Annotated in this window: 16 protein-coding genes; 6 read left to right on the top strand and 10 right to left on the bottom strand. The window is 36.5% G+C overall.

Annotated elements, in window-relative coordinates:
• The first annotated feature begins 22 nt into the window (after positions 1-22).
• Positions 23-1,246 (top strand): methyl-accepting chemotaxis protein, encoded by a 1,224-nt coding sequence (locus ACGLYD_RS00405; RefSeq protein WP_399630730.1) that lies wholly within the window; start codon positions 23-25, stop codon positions 1,244-1,246.
• 63 nt (positions 1,247-1,309) lie between these two features.
• Here ACGLYD_RS00405 and ACGLYD_RS00400 read toward each other — a convergent pair whose 3' ends face one another.
• Both ACGLYD_RS00400 and ACGLYD_RS00395 read right to left on the bottom strand, forming a co-directional pair.
• Complete coding sequence (locus ACGLYD_RS00400) at positions 1,310-2,524, bottom strand: carboxylate--amine ligase (RefSeq protein WP_399630727.1); 1,215 nt, start codon at positions 2,522-2,524, stop codon at positions 1,310-1,312.
• 284 nt (positions 2,525-2,808) lie between these two features.
• Positions 2,809-3,651 carry a glycerophosphodiester phosphodiesterase family protein gene (locus tag ACGLYD_RS00395; protein WP_067205712.1) on the bottom strand — a complete coding sequence of 281 codons (843 nt, stop codon included), beginning with the start codon at positions 3,649-3,651 and terminating at the stop codon, positions 2,809-2,811.
• Between the two features lie 419 nt (positions 3,652-4,070).
• Here ACGLYD_RS00395 and ACGLYD_RS00390 point away from each other — a divergent pair, with 419 nt between their 5' ends.
• The gene (locus tag ACGLYD_RS00390) at positions 4,071-4,991 is read left to right on the top strand and encodes an LD-carboxypeptidase (RefSeq protein WP_342539677.1); all 921 of its coding nucleotides are present in this window, start codon (positions 4,071-4,073) and stop codon (positions 4,989-4,991) included.
• A gap of 169 nt (positions 4,992-5,160) precedes the next feature.
• The gene (locus tag ACGLYD_RS00385; protein ID WP_082786792.1) at positions 5,161-5,898 is read left to right on the top strand and encodes a DUF2935 domain-containing protein; all 738 of its coding nucleotides are present in this window, start codon (positions 5,161-5,163) and stop codon (positions 5,896-5,898) included.
• A gap of 171 nt (positions 5,899-6,069) precedes the next feature.
• Here ACGLYD_RS00385 and ACGLYD_RS00380 read toward each other — a convergent pair whose 3' ends face one another.
• From ACGLYD_RS00380 to ACGLYD_RS00350, 7 genes are all read right to left on the bottom strand, one after another.
• The gene (locus tag ACGLYD_RS00380) at positions 6,070-6,573 is read right to left on the bottom strand and encodes a GNAT family N-acetyltransferase (protein WP_399630723.1); all 504 of its coding nucleotides are present in this window, start codon (positions 6,571-6,573) and stop codon (positions 6,070-6,072) included.
• 1,068 nt (positions 6,574-7,641) lie between these two features.
• Positions 7,642-8,649, bottom strand: a complete 1,008-nt coding sequence (locus ACGLYD_RS00375; RefSeq protein ID WP_399630720.1) for a DUF4179 domain-containing protein — start codon at positions 8,647-8,649, stop codon at positions 7,642-7,644.
• The gene (locus tag ACGLYD_RS00370; RefSeq protein WP_342539675.1) at positions 8,627-9,169 is read right to left on the bottom strand and encodes a sigma-70 family RNA polymerase sigma factor; all 543 of its coding nucleotides are present in this window, start codon (positions 9,167-9,169) and stop codon (positions 8,627-8,629) included. The genes ACGLYD_RS00375 and ACGLYD_RS00370 overlap by 23 nt, the downstream gene beginning before the upstream one ends.
• Before the next feature lie 572 nt (positions 9,170-9,741).
• Positions 9,742-10,266, bottom strand: a complete 525-nt coding sequence (locus ACGLYD_RS00365; RefSeq protein ID WP_067205691.1) for a GNAT family N-acetyltransferase — start codon at positions 10,264-10,266, stop codon at positions 9,742-9,744.
• A gap of 172 nt (positions 10,267-10,438) precedes the next feature.
• Positions 10,439-10,858 carry a hypothetical protein gene (locus ACGLYD_RS00360; RefSeq protein ID WP_067205688.1) on the bottom strand — a complete coding sequence of 140 codons (420 nt, stop codon included), beginning with the start codon at positions 10,856-10,858 and terminating at the stop codon, positions 10,439-10,441.
• 283 nt (positions 10,859-11,141) lie between these two features.
• Complete coding sequence (locus tag ACGLYD_RS00355) at positions 11,142-11,597, bottom strand: hypothetical protein (protein WP_399630716.1); 456 nt, start codon at positions 11,595-11,597, stop codon at positions 11,142-11,144.
• A 195-nt stretch (positions 11,598-11,792) separates the two neighbouring features.
• Complete coding sequence (locus ACGLYD_RS00350; RefSeq protein WP_399630713.1) at positions 11,793-11,939, bottom strand: hypothetical protein; 147 nt, start codon at positions 11,937-11,939, stop codon at positions 11,793-11,795.
• 794 nt (positions 11,940-12,733) lie between these two features.
• Here ACGLYD_RS00350 and ACGLYD_RS00345 point away from each other — a divergent pair.
• Both ACGLYD_RS00345 and ACGLYD_RS00340 read left to right on the top strand, forming a co-directional pair.
• Positions 12,734-13,171, top strand: a complete 438-nt coding sequence (locus tag ACGLYD_RS00345) for a hypothetical protein (protein WP_399630710.1) — start codon at positions 12,734-12,736, stop codon at positions 13,169-13,171.
• A gap of 611 nt (positions 13,172-13,782) precedes the next feature.
• Entirely contained in the window at positions 13,783-14,652 is an 870-nt protein-coding gene (locus tag ACGLYD_RS00340; RefSeq protein WP_067205684.1) for a cation diffusion facilitator family transporter, read from the top strand.
• 151 nt (positions 14,653-14,803) lie between these two features.
• On the opposite strand, the gene ACGLYD_RS00335 is transcribed toward ACGLYD_RS00340, so the two are convergent.
• The gene (locus ACGLYD_RS00335) at positions 14,804-15,130 is read right to left on the bottom strand and encodes a YnfA family protein (RefSeq protein ID WP_067205681.1); all 327 of its coding nucleotides are present in this window, start codon (positions 15,128-15,130) and stop codon (positions 14,804-14,806) included.
• A 407-nt stretch (positions 15,131-15,537) separates the two neighbouring features.
• Here ACGLYD_RS00335 and ACGLYD_RS00330 point away from each other — a divergent pair, with 407 nt between their 5' ends.
• The gene (locus ACGLYD_RS00330; protein WP_335339513.1) at positions 15,538-15,825 is read left to right on the top strand and encodes a phospholipase; all 288 of its coding nucleotides are present in this window, start codon (positions 15,538-15,540) and stop codon (positions 15,823-15,825) included.
• The last annotated feature ends 105 nt before the right edge of the window (positions 15,826-15,930 follow it).

The raw sequence follows: 15,930 nt of genomic DNA, 5'->3' as shown, positions 1-15,930 counted from the left end.
AAAAAAGTCTGGAGTGAGAGAAATGCTTACAAAGAGTTACTTATTCATGAAATTAGTAGTCGTCCATTGTGTCCTTGTTTTATCCGTCGGAGGAGCTGCCTCTCTTTTTGCACAATGGGAAAGCTTGCTTCTTGCCTATTTAGCCATTGGCGTACTTACAATTATGAGCATACTGGCATTCTATTTAACTTTTGGAAAAACATTTACGTTATTGGCACAAACCGCGTTGGAGGCTTCATCACTAACGAAAATAGATTGTTCGAATACACCGGATGACATTAAAAAGCTGCATTTGGTCATTCACAGCCTTTCGAATGACAATGAGGTGCTTTTCCAACAAGTTAGTGATGCAAGTATGCACGTCATAATGTCTGCCGGAGAACTTACAGCCATTTCCGAAGCAACCTCAGCCACCAGTGCTGATATCAACAGCGCCATTCTTGGCATTTCACACGAAGTATTACATCAGGTCGCAGATATGGAAATCGTCAGCAACCGAGTGAAAATGATGAACGATTCAATTGATATGATGAATCAACAAAATCAGATCATTAGACAAGTGACAACAAATTCAGAAATGGCCACACAACAAGGTGCAGAGATGGTTGCACAGCTTAAACAATCCAATGAAGAATCCTTACACGCCTCAGACCAAATTAGTGTAAGCATTTCAGCACTATATAATAAAACATTGGATATTTCCCGGATAACCGAAACGATTAAAGGTATTTCTTCAGAAACAAATTTATTGGCATTAAACGCCAGTATAGAAGCAGCAAGGGCGGGAGTGCATGGGAAAGGGTTTGCTATCGTTGCTAGTGAAGTACGTAAATTAGCGGAGCAGTCAAATACTTCAACACAACAAATTCAAAAAATGATCGCAAGCATTGAACACGAAACAGAAAAGACCATCCAGACAATGACGGAAACCATCTCCCATTCCAAGCAGCTTGATGAATCCGTTAAAGCAACGGAAAAAGAATTCATCGCCATTCGGCAAGCCGTTACACAAACCATTGAAGCAATCGATACTTTAAATGATGAATTAAAAAAAGTGACCGAACAAAACCATACGATATCGATTGCTGTCCAAAACTCATCCGATGTTTCTCAGCAAACTGCAACATCCGTAGAAAATATTACTTCATCAATAAAAAAACAAAGCAAAATGATCGCCATGATTGCAGAGTCCGCCGGAAGTCTAAGCGTGATCAGCATGCAGCTAGATTCGATAGTGGAATCTTAATAACACACAGCACTTATAAGTCGAAATAAACAATCCCCTATGCATATCGCATAGGGGATTGTTTTACCATGTACTATTTTTATATTTACGATAGTAATTAACTTGTCTGGCGAATAAATACAGCTTACGCTTGAAATGACGGTCTTTTTTATAAAACAATGGATTGCCGTATTTCCCAGCTCTAAGCAATGCTTTCACATCTTTGAGTACTTCTTGGTTCGACACAAATTTCTTCAGTACGATTTTAGGTACGACAGTGAATAGGAATTTTTCATTCAGTAGCGTCAGCTCTTTCTGTTGACCGTGAATGACGTCATCGACTAGATACTTCGCCATATTATGTCCACAAGCCGTAATATAGTAGCTTGATCGTCCTTGTCGTATATTCACCTCAAACACTTTGAACTTACCGTCCCGTTCGTCATACTTCAAATCAAAGTTCGCGTAACCGACGTAGTTCAATGCTTCAAGGAAGCCTTTTAGTTTCAACATCATCTCTTCATTATACCGAGTAATAAGCGCTGTATAATTCCCTATCGCAGTGATGGTATGCTCTTGTAGCACGACTTGTGCGAAAGTGATCAGCTCAGCTTTTCCATGACTGTTCATGTAGAATACGGAATCCCACATGTATGTATCGTCCCCTGGAATATAGTCCTGGATAATGAGATCCTCTCTATAGCCGCCCGCTTTAATCGTTGTAATAACGTTATGGACTTCATCGTAGGAATCGACCTTATACACTTTTTCCATGCCTGCAAACGGATTCTTATAGTACTCGACACCGTTGCTTGGTTTGATAATGATTGGGAACATGACCTTTTCTGAGAATGGCTTTTCATCCCGACAAGAATAGTAATATGTAGCCGGTGCTTCAATACCATGTTCTGCGCATAACTTATAAAAATTCGATTTAACGAGCACATCGTTCATAAGTGGTTCCGAAATATAATTAAACACGAAATGACTTTTCAGCTCGTCCGCATTTTCAATAATCATCCGGACGTAAAGATCATTTGTTCCGATAAGCAGCATTTTTTTCCCTGGCTCCGCATACTTCTCTGCAATCTCTTTCAAGAAGCTCACGAATACTTGTTGTTCAGGCAGTTTTGGATTGAGTTCTATCGTCTTTATAATTGAGCTTAAACTGGTGAATGATAAAGATTCTTTTCCTACTAGAATTGGGTTGATCCCATACTCTTCATGGAATGAGATCGCCATGTTGTAAGCATTCATGTCTGTTCCGATAATGATTGGTATGAAATTATTATTTGTCATTTTATCCTCCAACTATCTTTTCTACTCATAAGTGTATGGCTCCTGTTTTTCATTGTCAAGGAAGCGCATTATGAGCTGGACCATAATAAAATCCAGTACTGCCCCAATAGGCTAGTACTAGATTCCTTTTCATACTATGGATTACTCTCATGTCTATTGATTAACCATTTTCTTACACAACATACAGGTAAGCTAGGCGCAAAAGTCTTTATGTCGACTAGTACGTTCCTGGATCGCTTTCGGCTACAATAATCACGGCAGCTTTCCCAAGGAACAGATGTGGATTACTCTTGCACCAGCTGGATGGGGCCCTCGACTGGCCAAATTGAAAAATCTGTAATGATGCCGTCAACGTTGTATTGATAAGCTTTGTCCACCCATCCTCGATTTTTCGTAGACCAAACTAATACTTTTCCACCTTGATTATGTATTTGATTGATCTCACGTTTATTGACATATGAGACATTAAAGTTAATATATGTCGCAAAGGATGTCAGGTCAATTATTTTTTGAGAGGACAGAGATTGAATAGATGGTTTTATGAGTAGGGCCACCTCTAATTCTGGAAGCAACGTGTTCATTTTCCTCATCGATTCGATATCGAAAGATTGAACAATAATGCTGTTCAAATCATTATATTCACCCAACAAAGCCACTACTCGCTCTTCGATACCCGGGTACATCGATGGCTTCTTAATCTCTATTAATAAACCAGTTTCCCCGTAAAATTCTTCGAGCAATTCATTTAAAGTAATGATTTTTTCTCCGGCAAATGAAGAATGGAATTTCCCTCCTGCATCTAGCTCTTTCAATTCGGCAAGCGTGAAGTTTTTCACATAGCCAGAACCATTTGTTGTCCTGTCCACTTTGTCATCATGCATAATGATTAACTCTCCATCTTTCGACAGGTGCACATCACATTCTAAAAAGTCTGCCCCAAGCTCTAACGCTTTTCGAAAAGCGGACTGCGTATTTTCTGGAGCGAAATTAGAAGCGCCACGGTGCGCAACACTAATCATTCCATTCATTTCTACATGATGAAAAGGTCGTGCCTCGTAACCAACTAGAAGTAGCATACATATACTTACAAAGACGAATAATAGCTTCTTTTTCTGTAACTCCCCCATAATTATAACCTCAGACCAAATGATGAATACTAACTATTCTAATCATTCTTTTTATTTATTATAGCATATGCGGAAGGTCCTGCAACTGTTAATTCTTACTAGGCTTAAAGATACAAATAGTTCCAATAATAATCTATATAGATAGTCGGCACTTAACAAATAGATTGTTCTTCCAACATCGCTTTTTCGTTAGATTTGTTCGTTATACTGGCGAGGTATACCACCTAGTTAATTCTAAATAAGCAGTGCCGAATATATAGATTGAAATAAAGAACCCCAATGAATTCGCTTCGGCTGCCCCTTGGAAGGCGCCTTCACTCAGTTTATAAAGGTATTCATTTGTTAACATAAATTATTTCTTTTTTTAATAAATGCAATGATTTGTATGATTCTATTTCATTAAAAGGGAGCTGTAAAATATGGCTATAAAACCACCTCACTTGCAGCCAGGAGATACTGTTGGGATTGTTACGTTGGGGAGTCCATTGGCAGCAAGTAGAATAGATGCAGGAATAACAACTTTACGGAATATGGGGTTTAAAGTACTTGTAGGCGAGCATGTCTATTCATCGAATGGATTCCTCGCAGCGACGCCCCAACAAATGGCGTCGGATTTGATGAACATGTTTCAGAATAAAGAAGTGAAATGGATATTGCCCTCAAGGGGCGGCGTTGGTGTAGCAAGTATTCTCCCCTTCCTCGACTTTTCTATCATTTCTCAAAATCCGAAAATCGTCTCAGGCTACAGTGACATTACAGTACTACTAAATGTACTGTACGAATATGCGGACTTAATTTCATTTCACAGCCTTCTCCTGCTAGACTTCAATCCAAATACTCCGGCATATAATTTCAATCAATTCTTCTCAGCAACCACAACATTAACCGCGCCTTGGCTAATAAATAATCCACCTGGTATGCTTCTCGAAAGCTTAGTTCCCGGAAACGTAACCGGTCCCGTTGTCGGAGGCAATCTCACATCTTTCATCGGTACGTTAGGAACTTCTTTTGAAATCAATACGGAAGGAAAAATTATCGTACTTGAAGAAACGCATGAACCGATTAACACAGTTTACAGGTATTTGAATCATCTTTTATTAGCCAAGAAGTTCGATGATTGTGTAGGGATAATAATGGGGGAATGTACAAATTGTGTAGATGCATATGGAAAGTCCTATAACGATCTTATAAACGATTTTCTAGTACCTTTAGGTAAACCACTCATGTCCAATCTAGCAACTGGACATGGCATTTATAAAGCTACAATACCTATTGGAGCAACCTTGAATATGAATACAGTTAACCGGACAATAACTGTGATTGAACCTGCTGTTAGCTAGCAATAACACATTGCTTAATCCCTGAGTATTAATTATTAAATATGAAAGCAGTATGGATTCATCCTACTCCGAATACAGTAGATAGCATCGACACTATAAGAGGAGTGAATATCCGATTCCGACATTTGTAACACAATCATTGGATGAGATCCGATTTTGGTCACGGATTATGAAGGAACACGCTTTCTTTTTAAGTCTCGGGTTTACTGCAGATGATACAGAACTTATTCGAGAAGCACAGCAATTTATTGCAGTATTTGAACGAATTGAAGAACAAATTAGCAATTACAACGAAACAACAGATCCGAATGTAATTAGACAACTAAACATTCAAGTGTATCAGGCGGCAGCTTCTATTTGGGCTTATAAACGAAAAGTACTGGGATTGATATTACGGTGCCAAATTGTGTCCAATAATATTCCTTTATTAGTTGATCATACAAGCCGAGAGGCGGCTTATTTTGCTAAGCGATTGAAAGAATTAAATGAAGGTAAGCTGATACCTTTACCTGAGGCAATTATTAAAGAGAATGTGTTTTTCTTAAAAATAATGGCGGATCACTCAAAATTCATCAGCCATCTATTAGACCCATCCGAAAGAAAACTTGTCGATCAAGCTCGAGAATTTAGCCATGATTTCGACCAACTTCTTTTCCAAGCACAAGATTTGGATCACATGCGTCCTCAGTCAGAAACTCAACCGCTTTTAGAACACTTTCTTGACCAAAATCGCGTTTCTGTCGTATCGTTACGCGATTTCAAAAAGACGGCAAGAGATTTAATTGAAGCATGTAAAATAAAGAGCAACATTCCCGCTTTGCTTGCTGACCACGTTTACCGTGAAGCGGATCACTTCCTTCAAATTATTGATGCATTCGATGAGCATCTTACAACACAAAGTACTTAACACCTTATTATGAAAAAATCGCTGGGATTCATTTCGAGACACTTATTCCCCATCCGGCGTATTTCATCATATACACCTCCACTATCATAAAAAAGTTATTACCTGACGTGGTATATCCAAAGAAAAAGAACCAACATATAAAATGCTGATTCTCTCCTACTGAGGAATTATCTAAAAAATTCTCCAATAATATAATTCTTCCGTTTCTTTATACATTTCTGCACCCGTCTTTTCTAATACTCTATGAGAAGCATTATTGTCTTTTTCGGTATCTGCAATTATATACCGAACATTAGGCTGACTTAACAGCCAACTTTTCGTTCTAATAATCGTTTCCGTCATATAGCCATTACCTTGATAGTTAGGCAATGTGTAATAGCCGATTATTACTTCACCATTTGCATTTGGTAAGCCCTTTAGCATCATGCCGCCAATTACACAATTATTATCATCAGAAACAATTAACCAATTTGTATTCCACAAATAATTTTGCTTATCATTTACTACCTTTGTAAGTCTATATTCCATGGCTTGCCTAAGTTCCTCTCTAAGAATTTCATCTGAATGACTTAGTGATAACTTTAATTCCATTGCCTTCTGATTATCAATTAGTAGTTTTAAGTTTACTGCATTTAAGGGTATTAATCTTAACCGTTCTGTCTTTAATTCCATCATTTATACACTCCTATCATAATTTGCGTCTATTAAATAGACAAATAACAAATTTAGAAATAAGTATATGTTATTGGCAGCGGCTCCCATAATATTAATTCCATATAAAAGAGGAAGCAATAAATTCATTTCCAATAAAAGTATGGATAATTAATTCTAACAATTAGATAACTTCCGTGCAAGTTCACTGGTACTTTTCGCTATCTAACGGGATTCTTATAAATAATTCCGTATACAACCAGAAGATACCAATCATCAAAATAATTCCAATATAAACGGACATTATTGCAGCAATTAAATCAGCTCCGCTAAATGGAATCTTTGAAAAGACCGAATAAGACTCCCGTTAATCTACCAGAATCAAATCAAACAGCATCATTATATACCAAGCATTCGCCGACATGACCGATACTCTAAACTATAAGGCTAATCAACAGCCTGTTTTCGATATTAAGAACGCTCAACAAACGTACAACCGCAACTTCAACTCCATCAACATGTATGAATTCAAACATGTCCGCTAGACGAACACCAATATAACTATTTAAAGAAAGTTCCGCTGCAAGGACTAGGCTCTTGTTCTTGCAGCGGAACTGAAAACGCCTGTCTCAAGTTTTTTAATTAAGCGATAGTCTGATAGGATAACCATATGTTTTTTGGGAACGTCTTCCGTGTAACCACTTCGAATGGTTATACATAAATGGAAGGCGTTTTTCCTTACTATAGACTCTAATTTACAGTACAGGTATCAAACCTTGGACAGTTAACCATATAAGTAGTGCAAAATTAGCGCCACACAACAGAGAATGAAAATATGTGCAGAACGGGTATTGGATACTACGCCTGGGAGAGGAAGGTCGATCAACTATTAATCATTGAGCATGCATGCAGTATGGACATTCATAAATATTCAATTACTCGGTATATAATGATTCCAAAAGGAAAGGGAATTCGAACATTTTCTACTAAGACAGTATTTCTATTACAGTTAATCGACTGGGTTAAGAAGCATAAGTGTACGCCCAAGTTTAAACGTTTGAGAACAGCACTGTTGAGTAAATCACCTGATAGCTACTCTAATTCCACAATAATCGGTTCGAAATCAATACGTTTATTATCGCTTTGACTATTGCTTACATGTGCGAATGGATAAAATGTAATGGATGTTGCTTCTTGGGCAAGACCATGAATCGTTGCATTCCATGTGATATCTTCACTGGAATCTCCACCTTTTGTTCCTGTTCCGCCAGTATAAGGCACTTTATATTCGTTACCTAAATTATCAATTGCATATAACTCTGCTTCAACGTACATCCAGTTGTTATGAACGGATGGTTTGACATTTTGTAAATAGTTTACTGTTAAATTGACATCTGTTTTGATTGCGTCAATTAATTCGACTGTAATACCTTCTTTACTTACTTGTTCATTAATCGAAATATGTGATCCCTTTAGCGCATTTAAAGAAAATGCAAACTGCCAATCCCCTTTTATTGTCTTTTGATCTGAAGAAATCGATTTTGGTTTCCAAATAACATTTACCGTCTCCTTAGCGTCCTCCAGCATTGATAAGGTCATCATGCCGACATAGCCGACTCCATCGACATACTCTCCTTCATAGCCAGCATTACTTATATTAGTGGGCAGATTTTCGAAAGTTGGAAATGAACCTAAATCCTCTTCTGTTCGCAGTACATACGAAAGCGTCACCGTATTCCCATCATAAAATGCTTTCTCAATAATTAGTTCGACGCCATTACTTTTTTCAACTAAACCAATATCTGTACTGATTTCCTCATACGCTTGAAAATAGTCTTCTTGTAAGATGAAATAGTCGAATGCATGACCAATGACTGGAATTTGCGTGACAAAGTTAGCAAATGCAGGTGACACATAAGCAGAGGAAATCGTACAAATAGACAGAATCCCTACAACTGCAGTATATTTAACCATTCGTTTGAAGGGGAATTTTATTATCTTTTTCTCCTGTTTGAAAGCATCTATCAAAATAGCATCTAACTCTTCAGAAGGAACAGGAATTTCATTTATCACTTCTTTAAAGCGGTTTTGCTCGGTCATCTATATACACTCCTTTTAATATCGGTTTGAGTTTCGCTAACGCTCTCTTGCCATTCGATTTGACTGTACCGATTGGTTCGCCAAGTATCTCTGCTATTTGCTCAAAAGTTAAATCTTCATAATATCTCAAAATAAGGACTGTTTTATATTTGTCATTTAATCTATAAATGGCATCAAGTAAGTCCATTTTTTCATCAGATGTTGCCATTTCGGCGGAAAGGGATTGAAATTTTAGATCGTCCATCAAAACCACTTTCTTTTGTTTTTTAAGTACACCAAGTGATACATTGATACAAATTTTCATCAGCCATGTCGAAAAATACTTTGGCTCCCTTAACTGATGAATAGACTCAATTGCCGATAGCACAGTTTGCTGGAAAACGTCTAATGCATCCGCCTTATTTCGAACATAACTAAATGCAGTTCGATAAATTTTCTCTTTTTCTTGTTGAAGCAAAAACAACAACGCTTGTTGATCTCCCCCAATCGCTTTTATTACTTTCTTGTCATTAACCGTCATTTTTTTCACCGTCCTAACTATTAGAGAGTTTTCAATCAAAAAAAGATGCACTTTTTGGAAATAAAGAACTACTCAACCGATAATGGCTTCTCTTTTGGGGGGACATTAGAGGAAAAACATTAATAAAAACGCTTATTGAAACGACTAAAAAAGCATCGGTGCAATAACCGATACTTTCACTTTTCTGAAAAAATTATAATTAAACTAAAAGGAGCGTTCGACATACATGTAGCGCAAAATCAGCGTTACAGCGCAGAGGATAAAAATGTATGCAGAACGGATATTGGATACTACGACTGATGAAGAAGGACAATCAACTATGTTGCCATAGAGCCCCCATCCGTTAGTCTAACACCAACGATTATGGTGCATCACAGACTATTGCACCCAATATGGGTAGCCACTTATGGAATATTAATCCTACTTTAGTTACTGGAACAGACTTACCTATATTATATGAAGGATGAAGCTGTTGCTTAATTTACCTATACATTCAATATTATCGTTCTCAAGGCTTAGCTTTATTGTTATACATTATTATCAATAATAAGAGTTTTTTATTTCATGGAAGTTCAATAAGACTTAACTTTAATAGTCAAAATGTAATAAACAAAGTTTAACCTCTGGCCATTCATTTCGAATTCTCCGCTATCAGTAGCTGTTCTCTCAAATCCATTTTTCTCTAAAACTTTTTGAGAAGCTATATTGTTAGTTGTTGTTTTCGCTTTAATTTGTTTTATGTCTATGTCAGTTACTGTTTCTACTAATAACTTCAATGCTTTAGTGGCAATACTTTTTCCAGTATGTGCTTGCCCCACCCTATAACCGAGATGACCCGTTTTTTGAGATTTATCAATATCCACGACATTTATTCTTCCTAGAATTGAACTATCTTTATCTTTAATTAAATAAAAATATGAACCTCCTTGAACTTGTTCTTCAAGTAAATCTTCGTGTCTTTTTTTAAAAACCTCAAGGTTATAATAGTCATTTCCACGAGTAGGTACCATTTCTTCGAAAAATGCTCTGTTATCAAGTTCAAACTTATACAAACCTTCAGCATCTGTATCCTGTAATTTTTCAATATATATGTCCATGTATAATAACCTCTATTCTTATATTGTTGTCTATTAGAAGTCTCTCCATGAGATTCTACCTGTTAACAGCCATTCGATTGCTGAACGATCTCCCTTATCCCATGTGCTTAAGGTAAACATAACCCACTTCACAAACGCACTCGTTAATTGAAGAGTATACGAAGATAGGGAATTATTTTACTAATTCTTCTCCTGTTAAAATTTCATATAGGTCTGCTGAATCTTGCTTTGTTAATTTCACATATTTATCGCTATCGTTAACTATCTCTAGATTTTCACCATTTGAGCTAATCCATAGTAAATAAGACGCTATTTTGTCTTCGCTGCCGTAGCGATTCTTAGAAGGAAATTGAAATTGGTAGTCAGCATAGTGTGCCATTTCTACCTTTTCATTTTCAAAATTAGCATTTCCAACTATATCTATCGCTTTTTTTACCTGATTTTTTTTAGTGACTTCTTTGATGTCTTCAAAAACATTTTCTTCACCAGTTCGTTTCTGTACAGTTATTTTTTGCCCAACCATTTCATTCAAACAACCCGAAGTAACTAACAGAAAACCAAGTAGAGATAAAAACAGTATTAATTTTTTCAATCTGTTCTCCCCTTTTATTATTACTTTCTGATTGTACTACCCTGTACAGTTAGTTGAACAATAGTTGCACGGTTAATAAAGTTAATCTTCAATCAGAGGGGGGTTCTTCATCCCTCACTGATTGTTAGTTTAACCATTCGGGCTTTTACGGGCAGTTGATCCCCCACTTATTCTTCTTGTGTCCTTGAATACTTGAAGTGGGGGTCTTACTACCCGTTAATGCGGGATAAAACTATTCGAGACATTTCCGATTAGGCTTATTTTCAATCATTGCCCTTGTTATTCATTTTTTCTTGGTCCAAAAAGATATAAACCCTATAAAAGATAACAATGCTACAAATGTCCATATATTAAAGAAAATATTGTTCGAAAATTGACTAAGCAATCCTACCTCCATATATGGGTGATTTGTATTAATATAATTCCGGTATATCGTTGCTCTATAAAAAGTAATCACCCCAATAATAATGAAAACAAATAAGTAACTATACTTGAACCATTTCTGCTTTGTTAACGAAAGGATTTTATGAAGTTTCTCGAATACAAAAATCAATGAAAAATAGAAATAGAAAATAACTGGACCTGGAGCCATAACAAAAAACAGAGCTGCATTACCATTACCACCACCTAATAAATCGTTTGCGAGGTCAAATGGAACAGTAAATCTATGTGCAAAGAAAAACCCAAAAGCAGTAATTAATCCAGAAATAAAAATGCTAATAGTAAATAATATCCTCATACCCCCATCCCCCTCCAAAATATAACGTTCTGTTTCATTTATGAATTGGACTTATTCGTTATAATCATTGAACGGGCTTTCATAGTCCATACGAACCAGGTTAGCATAACGCCACTTAACGGAAGTATTTAACTCCATTACTCAAAAATATAAAGCTACTATGAAAGGCAGCTATATCTTCACCAAAGCCCACCGTTAGTGCAGCATATTAAATACTAAAGCAATTAGATAAAGTGGGACTCCGACAATTAACATTCCAGCAATTAGATAACAAATACTCGTAAAAATAAACTTAAAGAAATCATAGATAGCTCCAGCTAAATCGTCAATAAACCTTGTCATTTCTACCCCTCCATAATCTGTCCTGTTATTTGAACATTTTCCCACATGAAATAATTATGATCCCACAAAAGACAACAAAGCAAAATTAGATGAAATAATCTTACCAAACACAACTTCATTTTGAAGTATTTCTACTTTGTCCCACGCAACAATAATATCTGGTTTATAAGCGTTCGTTTTAAAATAACCAACTAACTTCATACAAGCTATATAAGATACACGAATTAATATTGAACCAATAATAGCCTGAAGAACCACCTTCACATTGACAGCTGCTTCTCAACTCACACCACCATAATAATCCATATTCTTCATTTCACTAACTTGTCCCTTAGTTACATAAGAAACTGGAATAGCTCCATAAGATCTAACTGAAAAACATCCATTCACTCGCTGAACGACTTTGTATACACCATTCACAATGGGTTGACATCCCCCTAATTGATACTCCATTACTCAATTAGAAAGAGCTGTAATGAAAGGCAGCCTAATCTTCACTAAAGCAACCCGTTATCCTGACTCCAACGACCACGATACGTAAAGCGCTTTCGGGAGATTAATCCCACATTAGTTTTGCACCGGCATTGCCTATATTTTCTGAAGGATGGATTTGATTATATTTCCATTATACCATTCTCAACAAATAGACTTTCTCGAATTATCTGTTTCCTTAAGCGTTGTTGCTTTAGGGATGATTTTTATTATGTTTATATTTTCTGATATAATAGTAATGTAAACAATCCAAATGATTAATTCGCTATATCTCATATTATGTATTAGGTGGTGATTAGATTTTGAAAAACATTTCTTCGTTAAAAGGTCTTATTTTCGGTGTTCTATTTTCATTCGTTACTGCATTGTTATTTATGCTAATAGGACAAACGTTGGCTGGTGGCATAACTTTATTCAGGGGTGAAAGTTGGTTATATTTCTCAGTGATAATTCCTTTCGCAATTACCTTTTCAGTGTTAGGAGGATATTTTCACAATAAAAACGAAATCTCCAACAAAAAACTTTGCCTCTTAAGCCTTCTAAGTGCATTTCTTGTAGCTTTATATAGCGGAACGATAGGCGCAATTTTTGGCGAAACTATCGTTAGAGGTGGCATGAAAACGATAAACGTTGAAGGTACATTGATTTGGGGTACAATATATGCTTTCATTTTACTTCCAATTACCACACCATTCGCAAGATTACTGATAGGCATTTTGCATAAAATTATCAGAAGATAGATAAATTAAACATATTTCTCAAATGAACTAAAACATTATAATGCTACTATGCAGTTGAGCGATTGGATTGCTGTTTTATAGTTTGATCCATTTTTTTGCTGTATTAAAAAGTCCAATTCCGATTCCTTCTAAAATACTCTTTGCCTTGTCATCTAGTATTCCTCATCTCTTGAATAGTCCACATATAATACCTACATCGACAGTCTTCCATTTATACCTGCTTATCCAACGGACACAATGTTTGAACTCTACGAGAGTGGGTGGGTATGATAGGTTCATTTGCCTGATGCAATAACCGCTTCAGCCTTTCAATGTAAATCGTACCCACAGAGGCTCCATTTCTAAATACCTCACCTTATTTAGCTGAAGACAACCGACTTTTCTTACAGGTTAATATCGAGCTATAATTACCTTCATCTGCTACTATATATATACGTCTAAATTTAGTGAGTGATAACTGTGCCTCAACTTGGATTTAACTCAAAATTATATTTCAAAACCCAAAACCCTCGACTGGAATCAGTCGAGGGTTTTTGTTGCGTAAGGGAAAGAATTCTCCTAGTGATGTTCAATTTATGAATCATGGTTTGAATTCGATAGGGGGCAAAAAAATGGAGAATCAAAAGTATAAAAACCTTAAGTTAGGAGAACGTGGAGCAATCATTAGCATTATTGCTTATGTTTTTCTTTCTATCATAAAGTTGGTTGTTGGATATATGAGTGACTCTGCCGCATTGAGGGCAGACGGACTAAACAATACAACTGATATTGTCGCATCAATTGCTGTCCTTATCGGACTAAGACTTTCACAAAAACCACCTGACAAGGATCATGGTTACGGTCATTGGAAGAGTGAAACAATTGCCTCAATGGTCGCTTCATTCATTATGTTAGCAGTTGGTATTCAAGTATTGAATGAGGCAATAACCTCCATGTTTCAAGGTGGTAAAGAGACCCCTCATATTGGGGCCGCTTATGTAGGTGTTTTTTCTTCAATAGTTATGTATTTTGTCTACCGTTACAACAAAAAACTAGCCGAAAAAATTAATAGCAAAGCGGTTATGGCCGCCGCAAAAGATAACATTTCAGATGCCTGGGTAAGTATAGGAACGGCTATAGGTATATTCGGTTCACAATTAAATATGCCATGGTTGGATACGCTAACTGCCATTACTGTTGGACTATTAATATGTAAAACAGCTTGGGATATCTTCAAACTAGCTTCACACGAACTTTCGGATGGATTTGATGTAGATAAAATTAAACTCTATCAGGATATAGTCAAGAAAGTGGATGGAGTTATAGGTATAGAAACAATTAAAGGGAGGTATTACGGAAATAATGAAGTAATAGATATTGTAATTTTAGTTGATTCCTCGTTAAATATTAAAGACTCTCATGATATAGCTAGCCATGTTGAAAAGGTCTTGATAAATGATCATGGTGTATACGATGTTCATGTCCATGTAGAGCCTGAATGAATCTCCCGCGACTGAAGTCACGGGTGTTTTGGGCTTAATCATAAATTAATAATACCAACAAATAAATTGCTATTTCTTCCTTCTCAATAAAAAGCACCTGACATCCAAACATTTCATAACCATTTGGATACCAGGTGCTATTCGCTATACATTAACTTCTAGGCGCCCATAACATAACGGATACACCAACTATACAAATTGCAGCACCAATCCAATCGTATGTATCCGGCATCTTTTTATCGACGCCCCATCCCCACAGTACAGATAACACAATGAATACCCCGCCATAAGCAGCATACACCCTGCCAAAAGTCGGGAAGTGTTGGAAAGTGGCAATCACTCCGTACATCGCTAAAACAAGCCCACCTATTAGACCCAAGTAAGCCGGTTTACCCTCTCTTAACCACTGCCAAATTAGATAACCTCCCCCGATTTCCGCTAGACCCGCAAATAAAAAAAGCAGTATTACTGTAATCAAAATAAAGTCATCCTTTCGAAAGTTTAATATGCAGGTTCTATAACCTTTTTATATAGATGAAGTAATCACTAGCAACCTGGAGAAAAACGCGGTAAAAAATCTCCAGAGGCATAAAGGTCATAATGATTCCCTTCAAACCCGCTTCGATCCACCCTCTTAGGCACCTTCGCTCAGTTTTTTATATGTATTCATATGTTCAATATACTTCGACATAATGCTGATTGAATTGAAACCCATTGTCAATGTTTGAATATTAATGTTTAGGAATGTCTTCATTATACTTCAATCACCCTTTCCTCTTTTGATAATATAATTGCGAAGTCCATAGGTAACAGCTTATACATTATTTCGTACCAAAGAATAATCTATAGTAAGTAGTGACTTAGCCATCAGAGGAGGTTTTTATATTGTCACGGAGGAGAAATGGAAGATTTCGTTTTTGTATTCTACCAGGCTATAATTGGTGTGGACCTGGCTGTAATGGGCCCGGCGCACCTATTAATGATTTAGATGCAGCTTGTAAAGCACATGATGATTGTTATCGCAGGGGTAGAAACCCATGTGAATGTGACCGCGAATTTCTTAATCGGCTACGATCTAAAATAGATCCATGTACTAAAAAAGGAAGACACGCCCGTATGCTTTATAATTATATGAAACTACAAAAGATTTTCACTTGCAACTTTTATAGATAATGAAAGGCGCTTGGTACTAAAGTAATTCAGCGTATTTTAGAACTAGGTGCTTTAAATCATGTTTTTTCCGATCTTTTAATTACCAATAAACTCATATGGTACAGT

The organism is Sporosarcina sp. SG10008 (genome assembly GCF_044569405.1).
Classification (GTDB): domain Bacteria; phylum Bacillota; class Bacilli; order Bacillales_A; family Planococcaceae; genus Sporosarcina; species Sporosarcina psychrophila.
The sequence above is the reverse complement of the archived record's forward strand: the minus strand, read 5'-3'. Positions and strand labels throughout refer to the sequence as shown.